Source organism: Alphaproteobacteria bacterium, assembly GCA_033762625.1.
Lineage (GTDB): Bacteria > Pseudomonadota > Alphaproteobacteria > UBA9219 > RGZA01 > RGZA01.
This window is the reverse complement of record JANRLI010000005.1, coordinates 149,309-168,138: the sequence shown is the minus strand read 5'-3', so window position 1 is coordinate 168,138 and position 18,830 is coordinate 149,309. Positions and strand designations below refer to the sequence as shown.

The window sequence follows — 18,830 nt, the reverse complement described above, 5'->3', positions numbered from 1 at the left end:
GTTGCACCGCTTCTAGAGCCACCCATCGTTTAGGTCGTTTTTGTTTTTTCTTACAATAACAACCTTCCAGAAGGAGTGCGCCATGCGCCATTTATTTACGTTCTTAATTATTTTTCTTTTTGCTTCACCCCTCTTCGCACTTGAAGTAACCGAGTTAAAAACCAAACTATCCACTGACCGCGTCCTCGGCAAAGAAAGCGCCAAAGTTACACTGATTGAATATGCTTCGCTGTCATGTTCACATTGTGCCAAGTTTCATGCAGAAACCATGCCTTCCATCCAGAAGGATTATATCGACACAGGCAAAGTACGGTTCATCTATCGCGACTTTCCGTTGGACGCCAAAGCGCTCATTGCAGCAAAATTGGCACATTGTGCAGCAAAACAAAGCGGTGATGAAAAATACTTTGCTGCCGTGAAGTTGCTATTTGAAAAGCAAAAAGAGTGGACAGCGGCTGAAGACCTTAATGATGCTCTTTTCGGTTATAGCAGCAATCTGGGTCTTGATCGCAAGGCACTGGAAACGTGTTTTGCCGATAAGGATCTGGACAAAAAAATCGCTGCGAGCCGTCTTGATGGAACAAAAATGGGTGTGAGTTCCACGCCTAGCTTTTTTGTGAACGGTGAGGCTGCAGAGGAATTCCACACACCTGTTGAAGCTGCCAAAACAATCGATGCGGTATTGGCAGGAAAGTCGCTTGATCAGGAACGTAAGGAAACGGCAGCAAAAGCCTTGAAAGTTCAACCCACTGACCTTGTGCTTGGCAAAGAAAATGCCAAAGTCACTGTGATCGAATATCTTAATGTGGGATGCCCACACTGCGGCAGTCTTCACAAGTCACTGCTTTCAAGCTTGCAAAAAGAATATATCGACACCGGTAAAGTGCGCTTGGTATTTCGTGAACTGCCGATGGCAAGCTCTGCATTTCATGCGTACCTACTGGCGCATTGCAAAGGCAAAGAGCATTTCTTTGATATGCTAAATGTATTAATTGAAAATAACGCATGGTCTGCAACCCATGCGTTTATGGGCCCATTGCGTGCCGCAGCGGAAGCAGCGGGCATCACGAAGGATGCGTTTTACACTTGCATGGAAAACAAAGGGGTTGAAGCCCGCATCACTGAAAATGTTGCTATGGCTCAGCAAACATTGAAAATAAACCATTCCCCCACTATCTTCGTGAATGGCGAGCAACTTGGCCATGTCGATAACGCACAAGATGTGATTAGCTGGATTGATGCCGCGCTGAGGAAATAGAGAAAAAATGGGCAAGGATTGCTGTGCTATAACCCCAGAACCCGGTGATGATACACCTGCATATCGCCGGGTACTTTGGGCCGCGTTTATCATCAACCTTGTCATGTTTTTAATCGAGCTTGCCGCTGGTCTTGCGGCAGGCTCGGTTTCTCTTCAGGCAGATGCGCTCGATTTTTTTGGCGATGCCGCCAATTATATCATCAGCTTGTTCGTTTTAAATATGGCGTTGCATCAACGGGCGCAAGCATCGCTCCTGAAAGGTGCCGCGATGGGATTATTTGGACTATGGGTTGCTGGCGCAACTGTTGTGCAAACCATTCTTGGCACTCTTCCGCACGCAACTACGATGGGGGTTGTCGGGCTTGCTGCATTCGCCGCAAATGGGCTCGTGCTTGTACTTTTATGGAAATACAAATCAGGGGATAGTAATCGTCAGTCAGTTTGGCTTTGTACCCGCAATGATGTTATCGGCAATCTCGCGGTTATACTTGCAGCTTTGGGCGTATTAGGCACGGGGACTAGCTGGCCAGATATAATTGTTGCGGCGATTATGAGCGGCCTTGCTTTGCATAGTGCGTGGCTTATTGTACATAAAGCCTGCACAGAATTAAAAACATCTTAGGTAATCAAGGTATTGTTTTATAAAAACATCAAAAAATATTGGTCTTTCGACAGCCGATGATATAATTAAACAATACATGAATGCCATGTTGGCCGCATTTACATTCACTTCCTTGAGAAACTGACACTCCAATGAACAAACTTAAAACAATACGCATCATTGCATGGCTGGTGATTGCCGTTCTGGGCATCTGGTTTTTGGTGAAGCCGCCGATCAATACGAATGGTGCGCAAGAAGCCCCCGTTCCTGTCATGGATGTGAAGGAACCCTTTGCCATGCTGAACCACAAAGGCAAACCGGTGACTGAGGCTTTTGTCACAGGCAAACCTAGCATGATTTTTTTCGGTTTTTCTCATTGCCCTGCGATCTGCCCCGGCGCGATGGCGGATATGGGCATTTGGCTGGAGAAATTGGGCAAAGATGCATCGCGCATCAATCCTGTTTTCGTTTCGGTTGATCCTGAGCGCGATGATGTAAAGCGCCTTTCCAGTTTTTTAAAATCATACGATAAACGCATCACGGGTTTAACCGGAACACCCGAACAAGTTGCCGCCATTACCAAAGCATATGGCATTTATTATAAAAAAATGCCCCCCATGAATCCTGAAAATGGGGATGGCGGCGATTACATGGTGGACCACAGCGCCAGCATCTATCTGTATGACAAGAACCGCCGTCTGATCAGCACCATCGATACGACAGAAGACCGCGACATCGCCTTTGCAAAAATAAAAAAGCTGATTGCAGAAAACCAATAGAAATTGCCAAAGAAATCTGGCGCTTCCGGTTTGTGCTGGACAATACGGCTTAGCTTGTCTTTATTACATTTTAATCATTCTAGCTTAGATAAGTCCTCCCATGATCCATCTCCACAAAAACGACCTTCCGGCAAATATTGATTTCGGTTCCATCGTTGCGATGGATACGGAGACCATGGGGCTTAATCCACAACGTGACCGTTTATGCCTTGTGCAGCTTTCCGACGGGAATGGCGATGCGCATCTTGTGCAATTTGCAAATGGTGATTATTCAGCGCCTAATTTGAAAAAACTTTTGACTAATCCGAAAGTGACCAAGCTGTTTCATTTCGCGCGGTTTGATATCGCATCGATGCAGGCTTATCTCGGTGTTATGACTGGCCCCATCTATTGCACTAAAATTGCATCACGCCTTGCCCGTACATTTACCGACCGTCATGGCCTAAAAGATTTAACGAAAGATTTGCTGGGCATTGAAATTTCCAAGCAACAACAAAGCTCAGATTGGGGCGCTGCCGAACTTTCCAAGGAACAGCTGGAATATGCGGCATCCGATGTCATGCATTTACACGCGCTCAAAGTAAAACTAGACGTCATGCTGCAACGCGAAGGCCGCAAGGAAGTGGCGGAAGCCTGCTTTGCCTTTCTTCCTATCCGCGCCGCGCTGGACCTTGCAGGCTGGCCCGAAACCGATATTTTTGCGCACTAAACCCTTATTTCCCCTGAATTATTTAAAGTTGCCTTATTGTGGGCATTAGCCCATTTTATGCTTCATAAAATGAGGTCATAAATGGCGCACGCAGCTGCAAAACTTACCAATCCCGTTGATCATGCCAAGGATGTATTGGCAACCGAAATCCGTGCGCTTCAGGAACTTAGCGCCAGCCTTGATGAACGCTTTGCCAAAGCGGTTGAAATCGTCAGTGGTATCAAAGGCCGCGTTGCCGTAACCGGCATCGGCAAAAGTGGTCATGTGGCCCGCAAGATTGCTGCAACCATGGCATCCACCGGAACGCCTGCATTCTTTGTTCATCCCGCCGAAGCCAGCCATGGCGATATGGGCATGATTACGCGCGATGACTGCGTGCTCGCGCTTTCCAATTCCGGTGAAGCAAGCGAGCTATCAGACATTATTGCTTACACCCGCCGTTTCAGCATTCCGCTTATTGCCATGACCAGCGGCAAGGATTCCAATCTTGGCGGGCAATCCGATTTGGTATTGGAAGTTCCAAAAGCAGCCGAAGCATGCCCCATGGGTCTTGCGCCCACATCATCCACCACCATGATGATGGCGCTGGGCGATGCACTCGCGGTTGCGCTGCTGCACCGCAATGGCTTTACCAGCAGCGATTACAAGGTATTTCATCCAGGTGGCAAGCTTGGCCGCAAATTACTATTGGTGCGCGATATCATGCACACCGGCGAAGCTGTTCCGGTGGCTGCACCAACAACCAAGGTCAGCGATATTATCCTGATTATGACCAATAAAACCTTTGGCTGCTGCGGCATAATTGATACCAACAATATTTTGCAAGGTATCATCACCGATGGCGACTTGCGACGTCATATGAAAGATAATTTATTGCAGCTTACAGCGCAGGACATCATGACACGCGCCCCCAAAACCATCGGGCCGCATGCCTTAGCCGTCGAAGCATTGGGCAAGATGAATGAAAAGAAAGTCACCAGCTTTTTCGTGCTGGATGAAAAAAATGCGGTGCAGGGCATTATCCGCATGCATGATTTGTTAAAGGCAGGTATTGGTTAAATGACCGATGACACCCCCAAGACAGACTGGTTGATGCCGGAAACCCGTGTCGTAAGTGCGGGCGCCATCACGCGCTATAGCCGTATTGTGGGCAGCCTTAAACTTATCCTGCCCATTTCCGCTGCATGCATTTTATTGGTGCTGGTTGTCCTGCCGAATGTAAATGGCAGTAATGTTGAACCAAAAAAATTAACTGCAATGGATGCCGCTATGGTGGCGCCTGTTTACACAAGTCATGATGCGCAAAACCGCCCTTATGAAGTAAAAGCGGATACCGCGCGCCAGCAACCCAATGCCGCAGGCGTTACCGATTTATCAAACCCCAAAGCACGAATTGATTTGGATAACGGCAAAACCCTTGATGCCGAAGGCAAAGGCGCGCAATACAATGAAAAAAGCGGCACGCTGAATGTTCAAAAAGGAATCGTCCTTCGCCATAGCGATGGCACGACCTTTACGACCGAAGAAGCGCATATTGATATGAACAGCAAAAATGCCGAAGGTAACAAACCCGTTACCCTTCAGGGCAATTTCGGCGAAGTAAAAGGCGAAGGATTTAAAGCGATTGATGGTGGCAAAACCATTATATTCACAGGCCAAACATCGGCAAAATTAAAGATGGGTAGCGGTTCATCAGGTGGTGGCTTGCCTTCTATAAGCAATCAAGGGCAAAATGTACCCACGCCAGCAACACCCGTTCAACCAGCGCAGCCAGCATCCAAGCCATAACCGATGAATTATTTTTTACTTCTTGCTTTGATGCTGATTGCACTTCCGTTAAATGCGGAGCCTGTGCCACCGGTAAAAGGCGCAACCAGCCAGCCCGATGCTGCATTTATTCCCGCGCCTGCTGATGCGCCTCTCGCATCACAATCCCCCGCACCAGCCAATAAACAACCTGCACCTAATCTGTTTGGCGGCAAAGCGGGCGATGATGCGATTGATATCACCGCCGATAAAAGCCTTGAATGGCATGAACAGGAGCGTGTTTATATTGCTTCGGGTCACGCCAAAGCCAAAAAGGGCGATGTCATGATTGAAGCGGATGTTTTAAAAGCCTATGACCGCAAGAAACCCGATGGCTCCAGCGAAGTATGGCGCTTAACAGCCGAAGGCGGCGTAAAGGTAACGGGCAAAACACAAACGGCTATTGGCCAGACAGCCGAATATGATATCGACACCCGCAAGGCTATTTTGCGCGGCGATAATCTGAAATTCCAAACCGCAACCGATACCGTTACGGCACGTGATAGCCTTGAATATTGGGAAATTGAAAACCGTGCGATTGCCAAGGGCGATGCGCTCGCGGTACGTGAAGGCCGCCAAGTGCATGCCAATGAATTAATCTCTCAATTCAAAAAGAATGCAAAGGGCGAATTGGAAGCGGACACGATGACCGCGAATGGGAATGTCCATATTACGTCTGCCAAGGATGTCGTAATCTGTGACCAGGCCATCTATTACGTAACACCCAACACCGCTACGCTGAATGGTAATGTATTTATTACCCAAGGTTCCAATCAACTGAAGGGTGATAAGGTCGAAGCAAATTTCAAAACCGGCACCAGTAAAATTATGAATACCGGCAAGGGCCGCGTGCATGCGCTTATCCGCTCCGCCAAGGGCAAACCGGTACAGCCAAGCGATAAGCCATAGCCATGAACATCAAACCCATATACTTAAAAGACAAGCATGGCGAGATTACCACCGATGCGCTGCCGATTGTCAGCGACACACCGGGCTTAGCGGCATTCAATATCGCCAAACATTATAAAAACCGCCCTGTCCTGCGCGATGTAAGCCTTGATGTGCAGCGCGGTGAAATTGTGGGCCTGCTGGGGCCAAACGGCGCGGGTAAGACAACTTTCTTTTATATTCTAACCGGCCTTATTAATGCTGATGCAGGCATTATGACATTAGATGGCCATGACATCACCGGCCTTCCCATGTATCGCCGCGCACGTTTGGGTATCAGTTATCTGCCGCAGGAAGCATCCATTTTCCGCGGGATGAATGTTGAGAATAATCTGCGCTCCGTTCTTGAAATCCATGAAAAAGACCAACACCGCCGCGAAGCGATGCTGGATAGTTTATTGGCCGAATTTTCCATTACGCATCTTCGCCGTGCACCTGCACTTGCACTGTCGGGGGGTGAACGCCGCCGCGTTGAAATCGCGCGGGCCCTTGCCACCCGCCCCAGCTTCATCCTGCTGGATGAACCCTTGGCAGGTATCGACCCGATTGCGATTTCCGATATTCGTGAACTTATTTTGCATTTAAAGGCCCGGGGTATTGGCGTTCTGATTACCGACCACAATGTGCGGGAAACCCTTGATTTAGTTGATCGCGCAACCATTATTCACGATGGAAAAGTGCTGATGGAAGGCGCACCATCGGCAATTATTGCCCATGACGATGTGCGCCGTGTTTACCTTGGCGAAAGGTTTCGTCTGTAAGATTTTCCGAATTGGAACAATTCTTGCATAGAAACCGGAAATCGTCATGGCTAGCCCTCAAGGTAACCCTCAAGCACATAATCCCCGTATGGAAATGCGTGGCTCGCAGGCTCTCCAGCAAAACCTGGTGATGACCCCCCAGCTGCAGCAGGCGATTAAACTTCTACAAATGTCCAATATCGAATTATCCAGCTACCTCGAAACCGAAATGGAAAAAAATCCTTTATTGGAAAAGGCGGACGACACATCATTTGATGCAGCCTTTGAAAATGATGCCGGAGAAGAAATAAAAGATGATGGTAAAATTATTGCTGCCGATAAAGCCAGCGATCAGGGTAACTATGAAAGTACAAGCGAAGATAGCAGCGATGAAGGGTCATGGAACCTTTCTTCCCAAAGCCGTAGCGCTGGACATGATGGCCGTAATGAAGATGCGGGCGAACATGAAAGCACGCTTTCCCACGGCGTTAGCCTGCGCGACCATTTGATGGGCCAGATGCAGCTGGATGTGGTTGACCAGCGCGAACGCATGATTGCGCTTATGCTCATGGATAGCCTTGATGAAGCCGGTTATATGACCGCTGACATCAAGCTGATGGCAGAAAAACTCGGCTGTGAAGTACAAAAAATTGAAGATGTATTGCTCCGTCTGCAAAAATTCGAACCCGTTGGTATTTTCGCCCGCAATTTAAAAGAATGCCTTGCCCTGCAATTGAAGGAAAAAGGCCGCTTTGATCCCGCGATGCAAGCCATGGTCGAACACCTTGATCTATTGGCAGCGCGCGAAAAAGACAAATTGATGAAGTTGTGCGGTGTGGATGCCGAGGATTTTGCAGAAATGGTCAGCGAAATCCGCTGCCTCAACCCAAAGCCAGCGCTGGCGTTCGATCATGATACCGCGCCAACCATCATTCCTGATGTGTTGATGCGTGGCTCTGCCGCCAAAGGCTGGGTGATTGAACTCAATCAGGAAACATTACCCCGCGTTCTGATTAACGAAAGCTATTTATCAAAAGTACAAGGTCAGGTTATCAAGAAGCAGGAAAAGGATTACTTATCCGAACGCGTACAATCGGCTAACTGGCTGGTGCGCGCCCTTCATCAACGCGCCACCACTATTTTGAAAGTTGCTAGCGAAATCGTGCGGCAGCAAGACATGTTCTTCCAGCACGGCGTTGAATTTTTGAAACCCATGACTCTTCGCGATATTGCGAGCATCATCGGCATGCATGAATCCACGGTCAGCCGCGTAACATCCAATAAATACATTGCAACGCCGCGTGGCATGTTTGAACTTAAATACTTCTTCTCGGTTTCGATTAATGGGTGCTCTGGCTTAAGCGCCCATTCTGCCGAATCCGTTCGCCACAGAATTAAGGCATTGATTGAAGGTGAAACACCAAACGCTGTTTTATCGGATGAGGATTTGGTAAAAATTCTAAAACGTGAAGGCGTCGAAATTGCACGCCGCACCGTTGCGAAATACCGTGAAGCCATGCACATCGCAACGTCTGCGCAACGCCGCCGCGAAAAGCGTATTAAAATCTAATCATTTATTTTATGCACAGCTTTTATCAGGCGAATTATCTGCTTTTGTTCTAATGATTAAGCCTAAAATAACCATGAAAAAGATAGTTTTCTTGACAGCTTTTCGCATTCGCAGCATCATACTGGCATGAAAACATTATTGACCTGTTACCCCACGAACCCAGCCGCTTATTCCAACCTCATCGGTTGCACATTTTAAAAAAGCACGGCGGGGGTCAATCCAACATCCATCATTGATTTCAATAAGAAGGGTCTAAAAAACCAATGACGACACATGCACAACTGCCAGATAACGACGCAGCGCCAACCGAATTGAAGATTCAAGTCAAAGGCAAACAGATTGATGTCGGCGACAGCCTTCGCCAGCACGTCCAGCAGCATCTGTCCGATGTGGTAAGCAAGTATTTCAATACTCCCCTTGATGCCACCGTTGTATTCTCGCGCGAGGCCCATTTGTACCGCGCCGACATTTCCGTACATGCCGCACGGGGCATTATGTTGCAAAGCAATTACGCGGCGAATGATCCTTATCCCGCTTTTGATGAAGCAGCTGGCCGTATCGCCAAGCGTCTCTCTCGCCATAAAAAGCGGTTGCTTGATATGCACCAACATCAAGGTGACAAGCACGCCGCCTTTGAAGCGATGGTTGCGCGTAAATATGTTTTAAATCCTGAGAACGAAGAATCCGGCGCTGCCAACGAGGCGCACACCCCGCTTATTGTTGCAGAAACCACCACCAATATTGAACATCTCACCGTCAGCGAAGCAGTGATGAAGCTTGATTTGGCTGAATTGCCAGCATTACTTTTCAACAATCGCGCGCATGGCAAGCTGAACATGGTTTATCGCCGCGCCGATGGACATATTGGCTGGGTTGACCCCGCCAACGCCCCCCAAAACACTGCGTCAAAGAAATAAAAACGGTGTTCCATGCTCGCACGCAAACAAGAAACATCCGAAAACAAAAACCCGGAAAAGAAAATCATGACCAAACGTGAACCAAACGATGGCCTTATTCGTGAAGGGCATATTCTTGCCAATCTGGATGTCGAGAATAAAAAACAGGCGCTACACGAACTTGCAAAGCTCGCAGCGCCGATTACAGGTCTTTCCGAACATGTGGTGTTTGATGTGCTATTTGCCCGTGAAAAACTGGGCACAACTGGCGTCGGCCACGGCATTGCCATTCCACATGGCAAGGTTGAAAACACCGATAAAGTATTCGGGTTCTTTGCCCGTTTATCGCAGCCGATTGATTTCGAAGCGATAGATGAAAAGCCCGTTGATTTGTTGTTTATGCTGCTTGCACCCCATGATGCCGGCGCAGACCATTTAAAAGCACTTGCCAAAATAAGCCGTATGTTCCGTGAAAAGGCGTTCTGCGACAAGTTACGCGCTGCCAGCGATGCCAAGGCTCTCTACGCCCTGCTTTCGGAAGGCGAAAAGAATGTGGAAGCCGCCAACTAAAGATAAAAAAACGGTCCCGAAAAAAGTCGGTACCAAGAAAGCAGCAGCAAAACCTGCTCCCAAAAAACCTGTCGAATTGCCAAAGATTGAAATCAACAAGGACCAGCTATTTGCCAACGTCAAACGCATTGGCCTTAAATACGCAAAAAATCCGTTGGTGTGGGTTGGCATCGTCAGTGCCATTGCTTACCTTGCGGTTGAAATGCCTGCATGGGAACGTAAATCAAATTTCTATGAAGTTGTACGCTCGGGCCGCGCGGGTTATCTGTGCCTCAGCCATGAAAATTCTGTGTTTGAACGCTCGGGAATGACCAAACCGTTTAATACAACCAAAAGCTATTTGCGCTTTGACCGCGGCACCTTTATCAAGGATTTTTTGAAGCGCGATGAAACATCGCTCGCCTTTCTTGCTGTGGCGGTTGATTTAAATGGCGGTGTCTATTGGTCGGAAATGACCGAAAAAGAAAACGCGAAACTTTCCAAGCAGTTTAAAATCGATTTGGGAACATGCCTGGCAGCGCCAAATACACATTTCACTATACCTGGCGTATATTTCGTAACCAATCAATAACGTGAAACGGGCAAACGCCCTAGTGAACCGACAGTGGTTCCATCTCGTGCTGGCGCACGGTGGCAAATGCCAAATCGCGCGTGTTGATGACGGTAAGTGGTGTGCCGTCTGCCGCATGCACGGCATGCAATTTTTGTCCTTCAACATCAACGGTCTTGACGTAAGCCATATCTTCAAGGCCAAAACTGTTAAAGTCTTGGCGTGAAATTGTTTTTTTCAATTCACTGTTCTTGCTTGGCAGATCACGGCTCATGAACACCCTCAATCGTTGAAGGACGTATTCTAAGCCCATAGAAGATAATGAATGATTAAAGACCGTTTCAGTATTCTTAACAGAAGATTAACTGCCACAAGACTGGGTTATATACATGCGTAAACACTGATGAACTCAGCGTTCGTTGTTATGGTCGGTCTTGATGGAAACCCGGTTATTTGACGGCGTGTGGCCTTTGGTAATGGGAATCGACTGGATTTTTGGTTCAACCACCGGGCGGCGCAAATCAATATTCAGAAGGCCATTATCAAGATATGCGGCACCAATTTCGATGCCTTCCGCTAGCACAAAGATCCGCTGGAATTGGCGCGCGGCGATTCCCTTATGCAAAAAAATCCGCTGCGGGTCTGGGGAAGATTCTTCGCGCGCGCGTCCGCGAATGACCAATTGGCTGTCTTCGGTGTGCACCGATAAATCGTCCATACCAAAACCGGCCACCGCCAAGGTAATGCGCAACGTATGCTCGCCTGTCTGCTCGATATTATAGGGCGGATAACTATCGCTACCCTTGGTGCATCGCTCAAGGGTGCGTTCGAACTGGTCAAAGCCAAGCAATAAAGGGCTGCTGAAGATGGATAATCGTGTGGTCATGCGACATTATGTGGCTCGCAAACCCTTAATTGGCAAGTGCTTATCGATTAAAAAAGGCCTAAACATTAACGATTGCATTTAAAAGCAAATTGGCCTTAATTCGCCCATCATCCATAGACGAGGTTTCTTATGTCCCACGCCGCGTTTTCAGTCCACGAAATCCCCACCCAGCCACCTCTAAAGATCGGCTCTCCCGAGCATAAGCACGCCTTTTGCCGCATGCTGCTGGATACCTTCGATGCGTATAAGCCGGCGGTTATCGAATGGCCAAAACTGGAGCCCGATGCGTTGCAACGCATTACATCGCTGCCCTTTTGGGATGTGGCCGTGCAAACCGAAGGCTTTGCATCCATTCGCGTGCAACGCCTTGCCGATACATTGAATGACACCTTGCTGAAAGAAGCCGTAGCACTGAACGCGTTCGAAGAAGCGCGTCATAAACATGTGCTGGAACACATGATCAATGCCTATGGCATCACCTTAAAACCCGAACCTGAATACAAAGCTGATAAAGATCCTGAATGGGCGTTCCTGCGCACGGGGTATGGTGAATGCTTTGACAGCTTTTTTGCATTTGGTCTGTTCGAACTTGCCAAGCGCTCCGGTTTTTTTCCGCCTGCACTGGTAGATACCTTTGAACCCGTTATCCGCGAGGAAGGCCGTCATATCCTGTTTTTTGTGAACTGGGTAGCATGGCAGGCCGCCAATAAATCCTTAATTGACCGCATCATCTTCCGTATTCGCTGCATTGGCGCACTGCTATTAAATGCCTTTGGCCGTCTTGATATCGCGGGTGATGCTGCAAGCGGCAGCGATAATTTTGTTGCCGCAGGCGGACAGAATTTCGCAGCAGATTTTAATGTGCGCGAATTTCTGGAGCTTTGCCTGTCGGAAAACGATAAGCGCATGGCGCCGTTTGATGCGCGGTTGATCCGACCCACGCTTATGCCAACCATGATCAAATTTGTTCTGAATTTCATACCCAAAAAATAACAAGCAATAGGAGACCCTGACGATGTTAATTGGCGTTCCAAAAGAGATTAAGAACCACGAATACCGCGTTGGCCTTACCCCTGCCGCGGTGCGCGAATGTATCAAGCATGGCCACAAGGTGATTGTGCAAACGGATGCTGGTACATCCATCGGTCTTGATGATGCTGATTATATTAAAGCAGGCGCAGAAATGGTGGGTTCCGCCGCTGAAATCTTCAAACGCGCCGATATGATTGTGAAGGTAAAGGAACCACAACCCGGCGAATGCAAAATGCTGCGCGAAGGTCAAATTCTGTTCACCTATCTGCATCTTGCGCCAGATCCACAACAGGCGATGATGCTGATGGAATCAGGCTGCATAGCTATTGCTTATGAAACCGTCACCGACGAACGCGGCCGATTACCCCTCTTGGCTCCGATGTCGGAGGTCGCAGGCCGCATGAGCATTCAAGCAGGCGCGCATTACCTTGAAAAAACATATGGCGGGCGCGGCGTTTTATTATCAGGCGTACCGGGCGTGAATGCGGGTAACGTAGTTGTGCTGGGTGGCGGCGTAGTTGGAACCAATGCAGCTAAAGTTGCCATCGGCATGGGCGCACATGTAACCGTGATTGAAAAATCAAACGAACGCATGAAAGAACTGGATATGTTCTTTGGTGCATCCATCAGCACGGTTTACGCAACCGACCACGCGATTGAGCGTTATGCATTGGAAGCTGACCTTGTCATTGGTGCGGTATTGGTGCCAGGCGCTGCTGCACCACGCCTTATCACGCGCGATATGATTAGCCAGATGAAAAAAGGCTCCGTGCTGGTTGACGTTTCAATTGACCAAGGCGGCTGCTTTGAAACATCAAAAGCAACTACACATGCCGACCCCATCTATACGATTGACGGTGTCATTCATTACTGTGTTGCCAATATGCCGGGCGCCGTTGCGCGTACATCCACCTTTGCGCTCAATAACGCGACATTGCCTTATGTTCTGGCCTTGGCAAATAAGGGCTACAAACTGGCCTTGCTTGAAAATGCCGGCTTCCGCAAAGGCCTTAACATTTCCAAAGGCAAAGTGACCCATAAGGAAGTAGCCGAAGCTTTGAACAAGAGTTACCAGACGGCGGAAGACGCACTGGCTGCTTAATCAAACTGCTTAAGCCACGCGTTCCAAGACTGCCGCAAAGAACCCATCGGTTTTATGCCGCGCGGGGGTGAGCACTAACATCTCCCCCTTCGCCAATTTCTTAAGCTGTGCAGGCATGGCAATATCGAGCGGCACCAGTTTGAATGAAGGATTGTTTTCAAGAAATGCTGAAACCTGTTTCTGGTTTTCTTCCCGAAGCATCGAGCACGTCGCATACACCAACCGCCCGCCTGTTTTCACAAGTCGTGATGCTGAATTCAAAATACGGCCCTGCATAGCCAATAAATCATCCAAGGACGGGCCAAGCTGTTTCCAGCGCGCATCGGGGTTACGCCGCCATGTACCCGTGCCACTGCATGGCGCATCAATTAACACACGGTCATATTTTCCCGAATTGTGTTTGACCCATTGGTCATTCTCGTTTTTCAGTTCATGGGTTTCGATATTATGCAGACCCGCGCGGCGGAAGCGTAATTTTGCCTTTTCCAAACGGTTGCCAGCCACATCGCAAGCCACTACGCGGCCTTTATTATTCATCGCGGCTGCAATCGCCAATGTCTTGCCGCCTGCGCCTGCGCAAAAATCTACAACACTCATACCGCTTTTTGCATCCAGCATGAGTGATAGAATTTGCGAGCCTTCATCCTGCACTTCAATGCGGCCATCCTTGAACAGTGCCATTTGCGATAAGGACGGGCGGCCTTCTACACGAATGCCAAGTGGCGAAAACGGTGTTGCCTTCGCCTTTATATCTGCCGCGCTAAGTTCTTGGAGCACATCATCACGGTTGGTTTTGATGGGATTGATGCGGATATCAACGCTGGCAGGCTCCTGCATCGCCTGCATTTCATCGTCTAATGCATCGCCATAAGTAGGCTTCATAAGGCCATACGCCCATGGCGGGCATTCCAAACGAACACTATCACTCATCTTGGGGTGAACAAGTGTACGTCCTTCCAGCTTTTTCAGAAACGCGGCTTCATTATCTTCCAATGCGGCAGGGGCGTATTTACCGCCCGAAAACACCGCCGTAACCGCTTCAGCGGGATATTTTTTAAGGAGCGATAAAAACGCAATCATCACGCCGCGAATACGTTCTTCGGCCGACAGCTTTCCGTCCATCAGCTCATCCACCCACCAATTCAGGCGGTACGTATGGCGAAGAATCTCGTAAAGCGCAGATGAAATCTTTGCGCGGTCTTTGGAGCCAATATAACGATGTCCACGAAAATACTTGGCTATCGTGGCATCGGCTGGCTGGTCAGCATCGTTGATTTCCAGCAGCACATCCATGATGGCTTGGAGTTGGGCACCGTCTTTCATCTGGACTACATATCTCTGCGGTAGTTTGGCGCTTCTGCCGTTACCTGAATATCATGCACATGGCTTTCATGCAGGCCAGCGCCAGTGATGCGTACAAATTCTGCATTCTTCTGGAAGGATTTAATATCGCCAGCGCCCGTATAACCCATCGATGCACGAAGTCCGCCCATCAATTGATGGATGATATTGGCAACAGGGCCTTTATGCGGTACGCGGCCTTCCACGCCTTCTGGAACCAGTTTTTGTGTTTCCGTAATGCCGCCTTGGAAATAACGGTCGGCTGAACCGCCCGCCATGGCGCCAAGCGAACCCATCCCGCGATAGGTTTTATATGAACGGCCTTGGAATAAAATCACATCACCGGGCGCTTCATCACTTCCAGCAAGTAATGAACCCAGCATGGCACTCTCCGCGCCAGCGGCAATGGCCTTGGCAAAATCACCGGAATATTTAATGCCGCCATCGGCAATGACCGGCACATCATGCTTACGTGCTGCTGCCGATACATCCATAATCGCGGTCAATTGCGGAACGCCAACGCCAGCAACCATGCGCGTTGTACAAATCGAACCGGGGCCAATACCAACCTTGATGCAATCGGCGCCTGCTGCAATTAGTGCTTCCGCCGCATCACCCGTTGCCACATTACCAGCAACAATCTGCGTTTTATTATCCAGCGCGCGAACCGCTTTAACCTGTTCAATCACCTTAAAGCTATGGCCATGCGCAGTGTCGATCACGACGACATCAACGCCCGCCTCAATCAGTGCCTTGGCGCGGCTAAAGCCGTTTTCACCGGTACCGGTTGCAGCAGCAACACGAAGGCGGCCTTTTTCATCCTTACAAGCGTGGGGATGCGCGGTCGATTTTTCAATATCCTTCACGGTTACCAAACCGATGCAGCGATAGGCTTCATCCACCACCAACAATTTTTCGATGCGATTCTGGTGCAATAATTTTTTGGCTTCGGCTTGTTCAACCCCTTCACGCACCGTGACCAGATTTTTATGGGTCATTAATTCACGCACGGGTTGTTTTGGCTGGTTGGCAAAACGCACATCGCGGTGCGTTAAAATGCCAACCAATTTGCCCGATGGCTGCTCCACAACAGGAATACCGGAAATACGTTCACGCGCCATAATCGCCAACGCATCCGCGAGCGTGGCATCAGGTGTAATTGTAATCGGATTTACCACCATACCAGATTCAAAGCGTTTTACGCGGCGCACTTCTTCGGCTTGGTTTTCTGGGGATAGGTTGCGGTGAATAACACCCATACCGCCAGCCTGCGCCAATGCGATTGCCATAGCGTGTTCTGAAACCGTATCCATTGCGGCAGATAAAAGCGGAATACCAAGGGTGATATTGCGCGTCAAACGCGTTGCAATATTGACTTCAGCCGGAAGCACTTGCGAGGCCTTAGGCACAAGCAGCACGTCATCAAAGGTTAGGGCTTCGCGGAATTGGGGGGTGGATATGTTCATCTAAATCTCTCCATATCCTTCGCGAATATAGCGAGTTTAAACGAAAGTAAAAGCGAAAAAGCAGCGTTTCACAAATTATTCGGATATGCCCCTAAAGCCCTGTGCTACAACGTAAGTTTCCGCACTATCACTGCGTGATGCAGCAGGTTTGGCGTGTTTGACGCTGGCAAAATCTTTTTTCAAAACCGCCAATAAATCCTTATCCGCACCACCTTGAAACAGCTTGCATACAAACGCGCCGTTTGGTGCAAGCACGGAACGCGCAAAATCATAGGCAAGTTCCGCAAGGCCGATAATCCGCAAATGGTCGGTCGCATTATGCCCGGTGGTAGGCGCGGCCATATCGCTTAACACCAAATCAGCCTTGCCATTTAATGCGCCGCGGATTTTCTCCGGCGCATCATCTGCTGTGAAATCGGCGTGGAACACGGTGACATGGGTAAGTGGTTCCATCGGCAAAATATCCAGCGCAATAATCTGGCTGACCTTGTCTTGCTTATTCTGCTTGAACACAATCTCAGATAATACTTGGCTCCACCCGCCGGGCGCCGCGCCTAAATCAATGATGCGCATGCCAGGCTTTACGAGTGAAAATTTTTCATCCAGTTGCAGCAGTTTATAAGCGGCGCGGGAACGATATCCATCGCGCTTGGCGGCATGAACATATGGGTCATTCAGTTGGCGTGACAACCATCGCACCGATGAATTGCTCAGTTTCTTGGCTTTCTTGACGCGCACATTCAAATGGCGCCCGGAACTGGTGCCAAGCTTTGCAGCGCTTTTACTTTTTGATCCGGCTTTTTTCCCGTTATGTTTTGGAGGCTTGCCTGCCATAATGTCGTGCTGCCTTAATTGATATTTTAGATACAGAATTCATAACGGAATTTTCAATGTATTTATAGAACTAATGCAAATCGCTGAATGGACATTGTTTTAAAAACGATTTTCGGTTAATTTTAGATCCATCATCCCAGCCTTATGATTATTAACCTATAAGAGGTTTATTATGAATTCGATATTCACTTCACGCAGCATTCGCGCCATGGCTTTACTTGTAACTGTTTTGGTTGGCCTGACTGCTTGCAGCGATATGAACACAACGCAGCAACGCACCCTTTCCGGCGGTGCAATTGGCGCAGGAACTGGCGCAGCCGTGACGGTAATGACAGGCGGCTGTGTTGCGTGTGGCGCGGCCATTGGCGGCGCAGTGGGCGCTGGCGCTGGATATGTGTATGATAAAACAACCGGCAAAAAATAGGTTTGGCTTCGGCCCATCTGCGCGTAAACTTTGACCCAATTGGGGGATCGTCTAGCGGTAGGACAACAGACTCTGACTCTGTTTACCGTGGTTCGAATCCACGTCCCCCAACCATTTTATACGCGTTGAGCAACGCTGTTGCATCCGTTGACCAAATAAACCCGATAAGCGCCCATCAAAGCGCTTTTAAAATATCAATCACATTATCTTGTTGTGCGCGGCTTAACCCAACCCATAACGGCAAGCGTACTAACCGTTCAGCCTGTTTATCCGTGACATTCAATTCACCATGCGCACGGCCATATTTCAAACCAGCAGGCGATGAATGCAGCGGCACATAATGGAATACGCAGGAAATATCTTGTTTTTTAAATTCGTTCAGCACGTACTGACGGTCAATGCCTTCAGCCAGCAAAACATAATACATATGGGCATTATGCTGGCATGCGTTAGGAATGAGTGGACGCCGTAATACGCCTTTGCCTTCCAAGTGTGATAGCTGGTCATGGTAATAATTCCATGCCTCCATACGGCCTTTGGTAATTTCATCGGCCTGTTCGAATTGGGCCCATAAGAATGCAGCAATCAACTCGCCGGGCAAGAATGATGATCCTACTTCCTGCCATGTATATTTATCAACTTCACCGCGGAAAAAACGGCTGCGATCTGTTCCTTTTTCACGGATGATTTCTGCGCGCAGCTGCATATCCGGACGGTTGACCAGCAATGCGCCGCCTTCGCCCGAAATAACATTCTTGGTTTCATGAAAACTATATGCCCCCAAATCGCCGATGCTGCCCAGCGCTCTACCCTTATAGCTTGCCATCACCCCCTGTGCTGCATCTTCAACCACAGCAAGTTTGTGCTTTTTTGCAATACCCATAATTGCATCCATCTCGCATGCAACACCGGCATAATGCACGGGTACGATTGCGCGCGTGCGCGGCGTAATTGCTTCTTCAATTAAGTTTTCATTTAAATTCAGTGTATCGGGCCGGATATCGACAAACACCGGTACACCGCCGCGCAGTACGAATGCATTAGCCGTCGACACAAAGGTATAAGACGGCATGATGATTTCATCACCCGGCCGAATATCCAAAAGCAACGCCGCCATTTCCAACGCAGCCGTACAGGAATGGGTCAGTAATGCTTTAGCAGAACCTGTGCGTTGTTCGAGCCAACCATGACATTGCTTGGTAAAAGGGCCATCACCTGCCAATTTTCCATTGCGATGCGATTGCGCAATATATTCCATTTCCTTGCCCGTCATGTGCGGCAGGTTAAAGGGAATGCGGGATGGCGCCATAACACAACT

At 48.8% G+C, this 18,830-nt stretch carries 21 protein-coding genes and 1 tRNA gene; 16 read left to right on the top strand and 6 right to left on the bottom strand.

Annotated features, from left to right (window positions below):
- Positions 1-82: 82 nt before the first annotated feature.
- From SFW65_03005 to SFW65_02950, 12 genes are all read left to right on the top strand, one after another.
- Positions 83-1,258 carry a thioredoxin domain-containing protein gene (locus SFW65_03005; GenBank protein ID MDX1922084.1) on the top strand — a complete coding sequence of 392 codons (1,176 nt, stop codon included), beginning with the start codon at positions 83-85 and terminating at the stop codon, positions 1,256-1,258.
- Positions 1,259-1,265: 7 nt separating this feature from the next.
- Positions 1,266-1,880, top strand: coding sequence for a cation transporter (locus SFW65_03000; GenBank protein MDX1922083.1), 615 nt, complete (start codon positions 1,266-1,268; stop codon positions 1,878-1,880).
- Positions 1,881-2,011: 131 nt separating this feature from the next.
- Positions 2,012-2,638 carry an SCO family protein gene (locus SFW65_02995; GenBank protein MDX1922082.1) on the top strand — a complete coding sequence of 209 codons (627 nt, stop codon included), beginning with the start codon at positions 2,012-2,014 and terminating at the stop codon, positions 2,636-2,638.
- A 100-nt stretch (positions 2,639-2,738) separates the two neighbouring features.
- On the top strand, positions 2,739-3,347 hold the full coding sequence (locus tag SFW65_02990; GenBank protein ID MDX1922081.1) for a ribonuclease H-like domain-containing protein: 609 nt from the start codon (positions 2,739-2,741) through the stop codon (positions 3,345-3,347).
- 81 nt (positions 3,348-3,428) lie between these two features.
- A complete protein-coding gene (locus SFW65_02985) occupies positions 3,429-4,406 on the top strand; it encodes a KpsF/GutQ family sugar-phosphate isomerase (protein MDX1922080.1) in 978 nt (325 codons plus the stop codon).
- Entirely contained in the window at positions 4,407-5,135 is a 729-nt protein-coding gene (lptC, locus tag SFW65_02980; protein ID MDX1922079.1) for an LPS export ABC transporter periplasmic protein LptC, read from the top strand.
- Positions 5,136-5,138: 3 nt separating this feature from the next.
- Positions 5,139-6,062, top strand: a complete 924-nt coding sequence (locus SFW65_02975) for an LptA/OstA family protein (protein MDX1922078.1) — start codon at positions 5,139-5,141, stop codon at positions 6,060-6,062.
- Between the two features lie 2 nt (positions 6,063-6,064).
- A complete protein-coding gene (gene lptB / locus SFW65_02970; GenBank protein ID MDX1922077.1) occupies positions 6,065-6,862 on the top strand; it encodes an LPS export ABC transporter ATP-binding protein in 798 nt (265 codons plus the stop codon).
- Between the two features lie 88 nt (positions 6,863-6,950).
- A complete protein-coding gene (rpoN, locus tag SFW65_02965; GenBank protein ID MDX1922076.1) occupies positions 6,951-8,411 on the top strand; it encodes an RNA polymerase factor sigma-54 in 1,461 nt (486 codons plus the stop codon).
- Between the two features lie 263 nt (positions 8,412-8,674).
- Positions 8,675-9,328: a ribosome-associated translation inhibitor RaiA gene (gene raiA, locus SFW65_02960; protein ID MDX1922075.1), complete on the top strand. Its 654-nt coding sequence runs from the start codon at positions 8,675-8,677 to the stop codon at positions 9,326-9,328.
- Positions 9,329-9,394: 66 nt separating this feature from the next.
- Positions 9,395-9,877 (top strand): PTS IIA-like nitrogen regulatory protein PtsN, encoded by a 483-nt coding sequence (gene ptsN / locus SFW65_02955; protein MDX1922074.1) that lies wholly within the window; start codon positions 9,395-9,397, stop codon positions 9,875-9,877.
- The gene (locus SFW65_02950; GenBank protein MDX1922073.1) at positions 9,858-10,448 is read left to right on the top strand and encodes a hypothetical protein; all 591 of its coding nucleotides are present in this window, start codon (positions 9,858-9,860) and stop codon (positions 10,446-10,448) included. Before ptsN ends, SFW65_02950 begins: the two co-directional genes overlap by 20 nt.
- Before the next feature lie 19 nt (positions 10,449-10,467).
- On the opposite strand, the gene SFW65_02945 is transcribed toward SFW65_02950, so the two are convergent.
- Both SFW65_02945 and SFW65_02940 read right to left on the bottom strand, forming a co-directional pair.
- Positions 10,468-10,701 carry a DUF1150 family protein gene (locus SFW65_02945; GenBank protein ID MDX1922072.1) on the bottom strand — a complete coding sequence of 78 codons (234 nt, stop codon included), beginning with the start codon at positions 10,699-10,701 and terminating at the stop codon, positions 10,468-10,470.
- Between the two features lie 135 nt (positions 10,702-10,836).
- Entirely contained in the window at positions 10,837-11,313 is a 477-nt protein-coding gene (locus SFW65_02940; protein ID MDX1922071.1) for an Hsp20 family protein, read from the bottom strand.
- 129 nt (positions 11,314-11,442) lie between these two features.
- On the opposite strand from SFW65_02940, the gene SFW65_02935 reads away from it, so the two are divergent.
- Both SFW65_02935 and ald read left to right on the top strand, forming a co-directional pair.
- A complete protein-coding gene (locus SFW65_02935; protein MDX1922070.1) occupies positions 11,443-12,306 on the top strand; it encodes a ferritin-like domain-containing protein in 864 nt (287 codons plus the stop codon).
- Between the two features lie 22 nt (positions 12,307-12,328).
- On the top strand, positions 12,329-13,447 hold the full coding sequence (gene ald / locus SFW65_02930; protein MDX1922069.1) for an alanine dehydrogenase: 1,119 nt from the start codon (positions 12,329-12,331) through the stop codon (positions 13,445-13,447).
- A 9-nt stretch (positions 13,448-13,456) separates the two neighbouring features.
- Here the strand turns inward: ald and SFW65_02925 are convergent, their stop codons facing one another.
- From SFW65_02925 to SFW65_02915, 3 genes are all read right to left on the bottom strand, one after another.
- Positions 13,457-14,770 carry an RsmB/NOP family class I SAM-dependent RNA methyltransferase gene (locus SFW65_02925; protein MDX1922068.1) on the bottom strand — a complete coding sequence of 438 codons (1,314 nt, stop codon included), beginning with the start codon at positions 14,768-14,770 and terminating at the stop codon, positions 13,457-13,459.
- A gap of 5 nt (positions 14,771-14,775) precedes the next feature.
- Entirely contained in the window at positions 14,776-16,254 is a 1,479-nt protein-coding gene (gene guaB / locus SFW65_02920) for an IMP dehydrogenase (GenBank protein MDX1922067.1), read from the bottom strand.
- 75 nt (positions 16,255-16,329) lie between these two features.
- Positions 16,330-17,088, bottom strand: a complete 759-nt coding sequence (locus SFW65_02915; protein ID MDX1922066.1) for an RlmE family RNA methyltransferase — start codon at positions 17,086-17,088, stop codon at positions 16,330-16,332.
- A 172-nt stretch (positions 17,089-17,260) separates the two neighbouring features.
- Here SFW65_02915 and SFW65_02910 point away from each other — a divergent pair, with 172 nt between their 5' ends.
- Complete coding sequence (locus SFW65_02910) at positions 17,261-17,512, top strand: hypothetical protein (GenBank protein MDX1922065.1); 252 nt, start codon at positions 17,261-17,263, stop codon at positions 17,510-17,512.
- Positions 17,513-17,552: 40 nt separating this feature from the next.
- A tRNA-Gln gene (locus SFW65_02905) sits at positions 17,553-17,626 on the top strand.
- A 61-nt stretch (positions 17,627-17,687) separates the two neighbouring features.
- On the opposite strand, the gene rffA is transcribed toward SFW65_02905, so the two are convergent.
- Positions 17,688-18,821, bottom strand: a complete 1,134-nt coding sequence (rffA, locus tag SFW65_02900; GenBank protein MDX1922064.1) for a dTDP-4-amino-4,6-dideoxygalactose transaminase — start codon at positions 18,819-18,821, stop codon at positions 17,688-17,690.
- Positions 18,822-18,830: the final 9 nt, after the last annotated feature.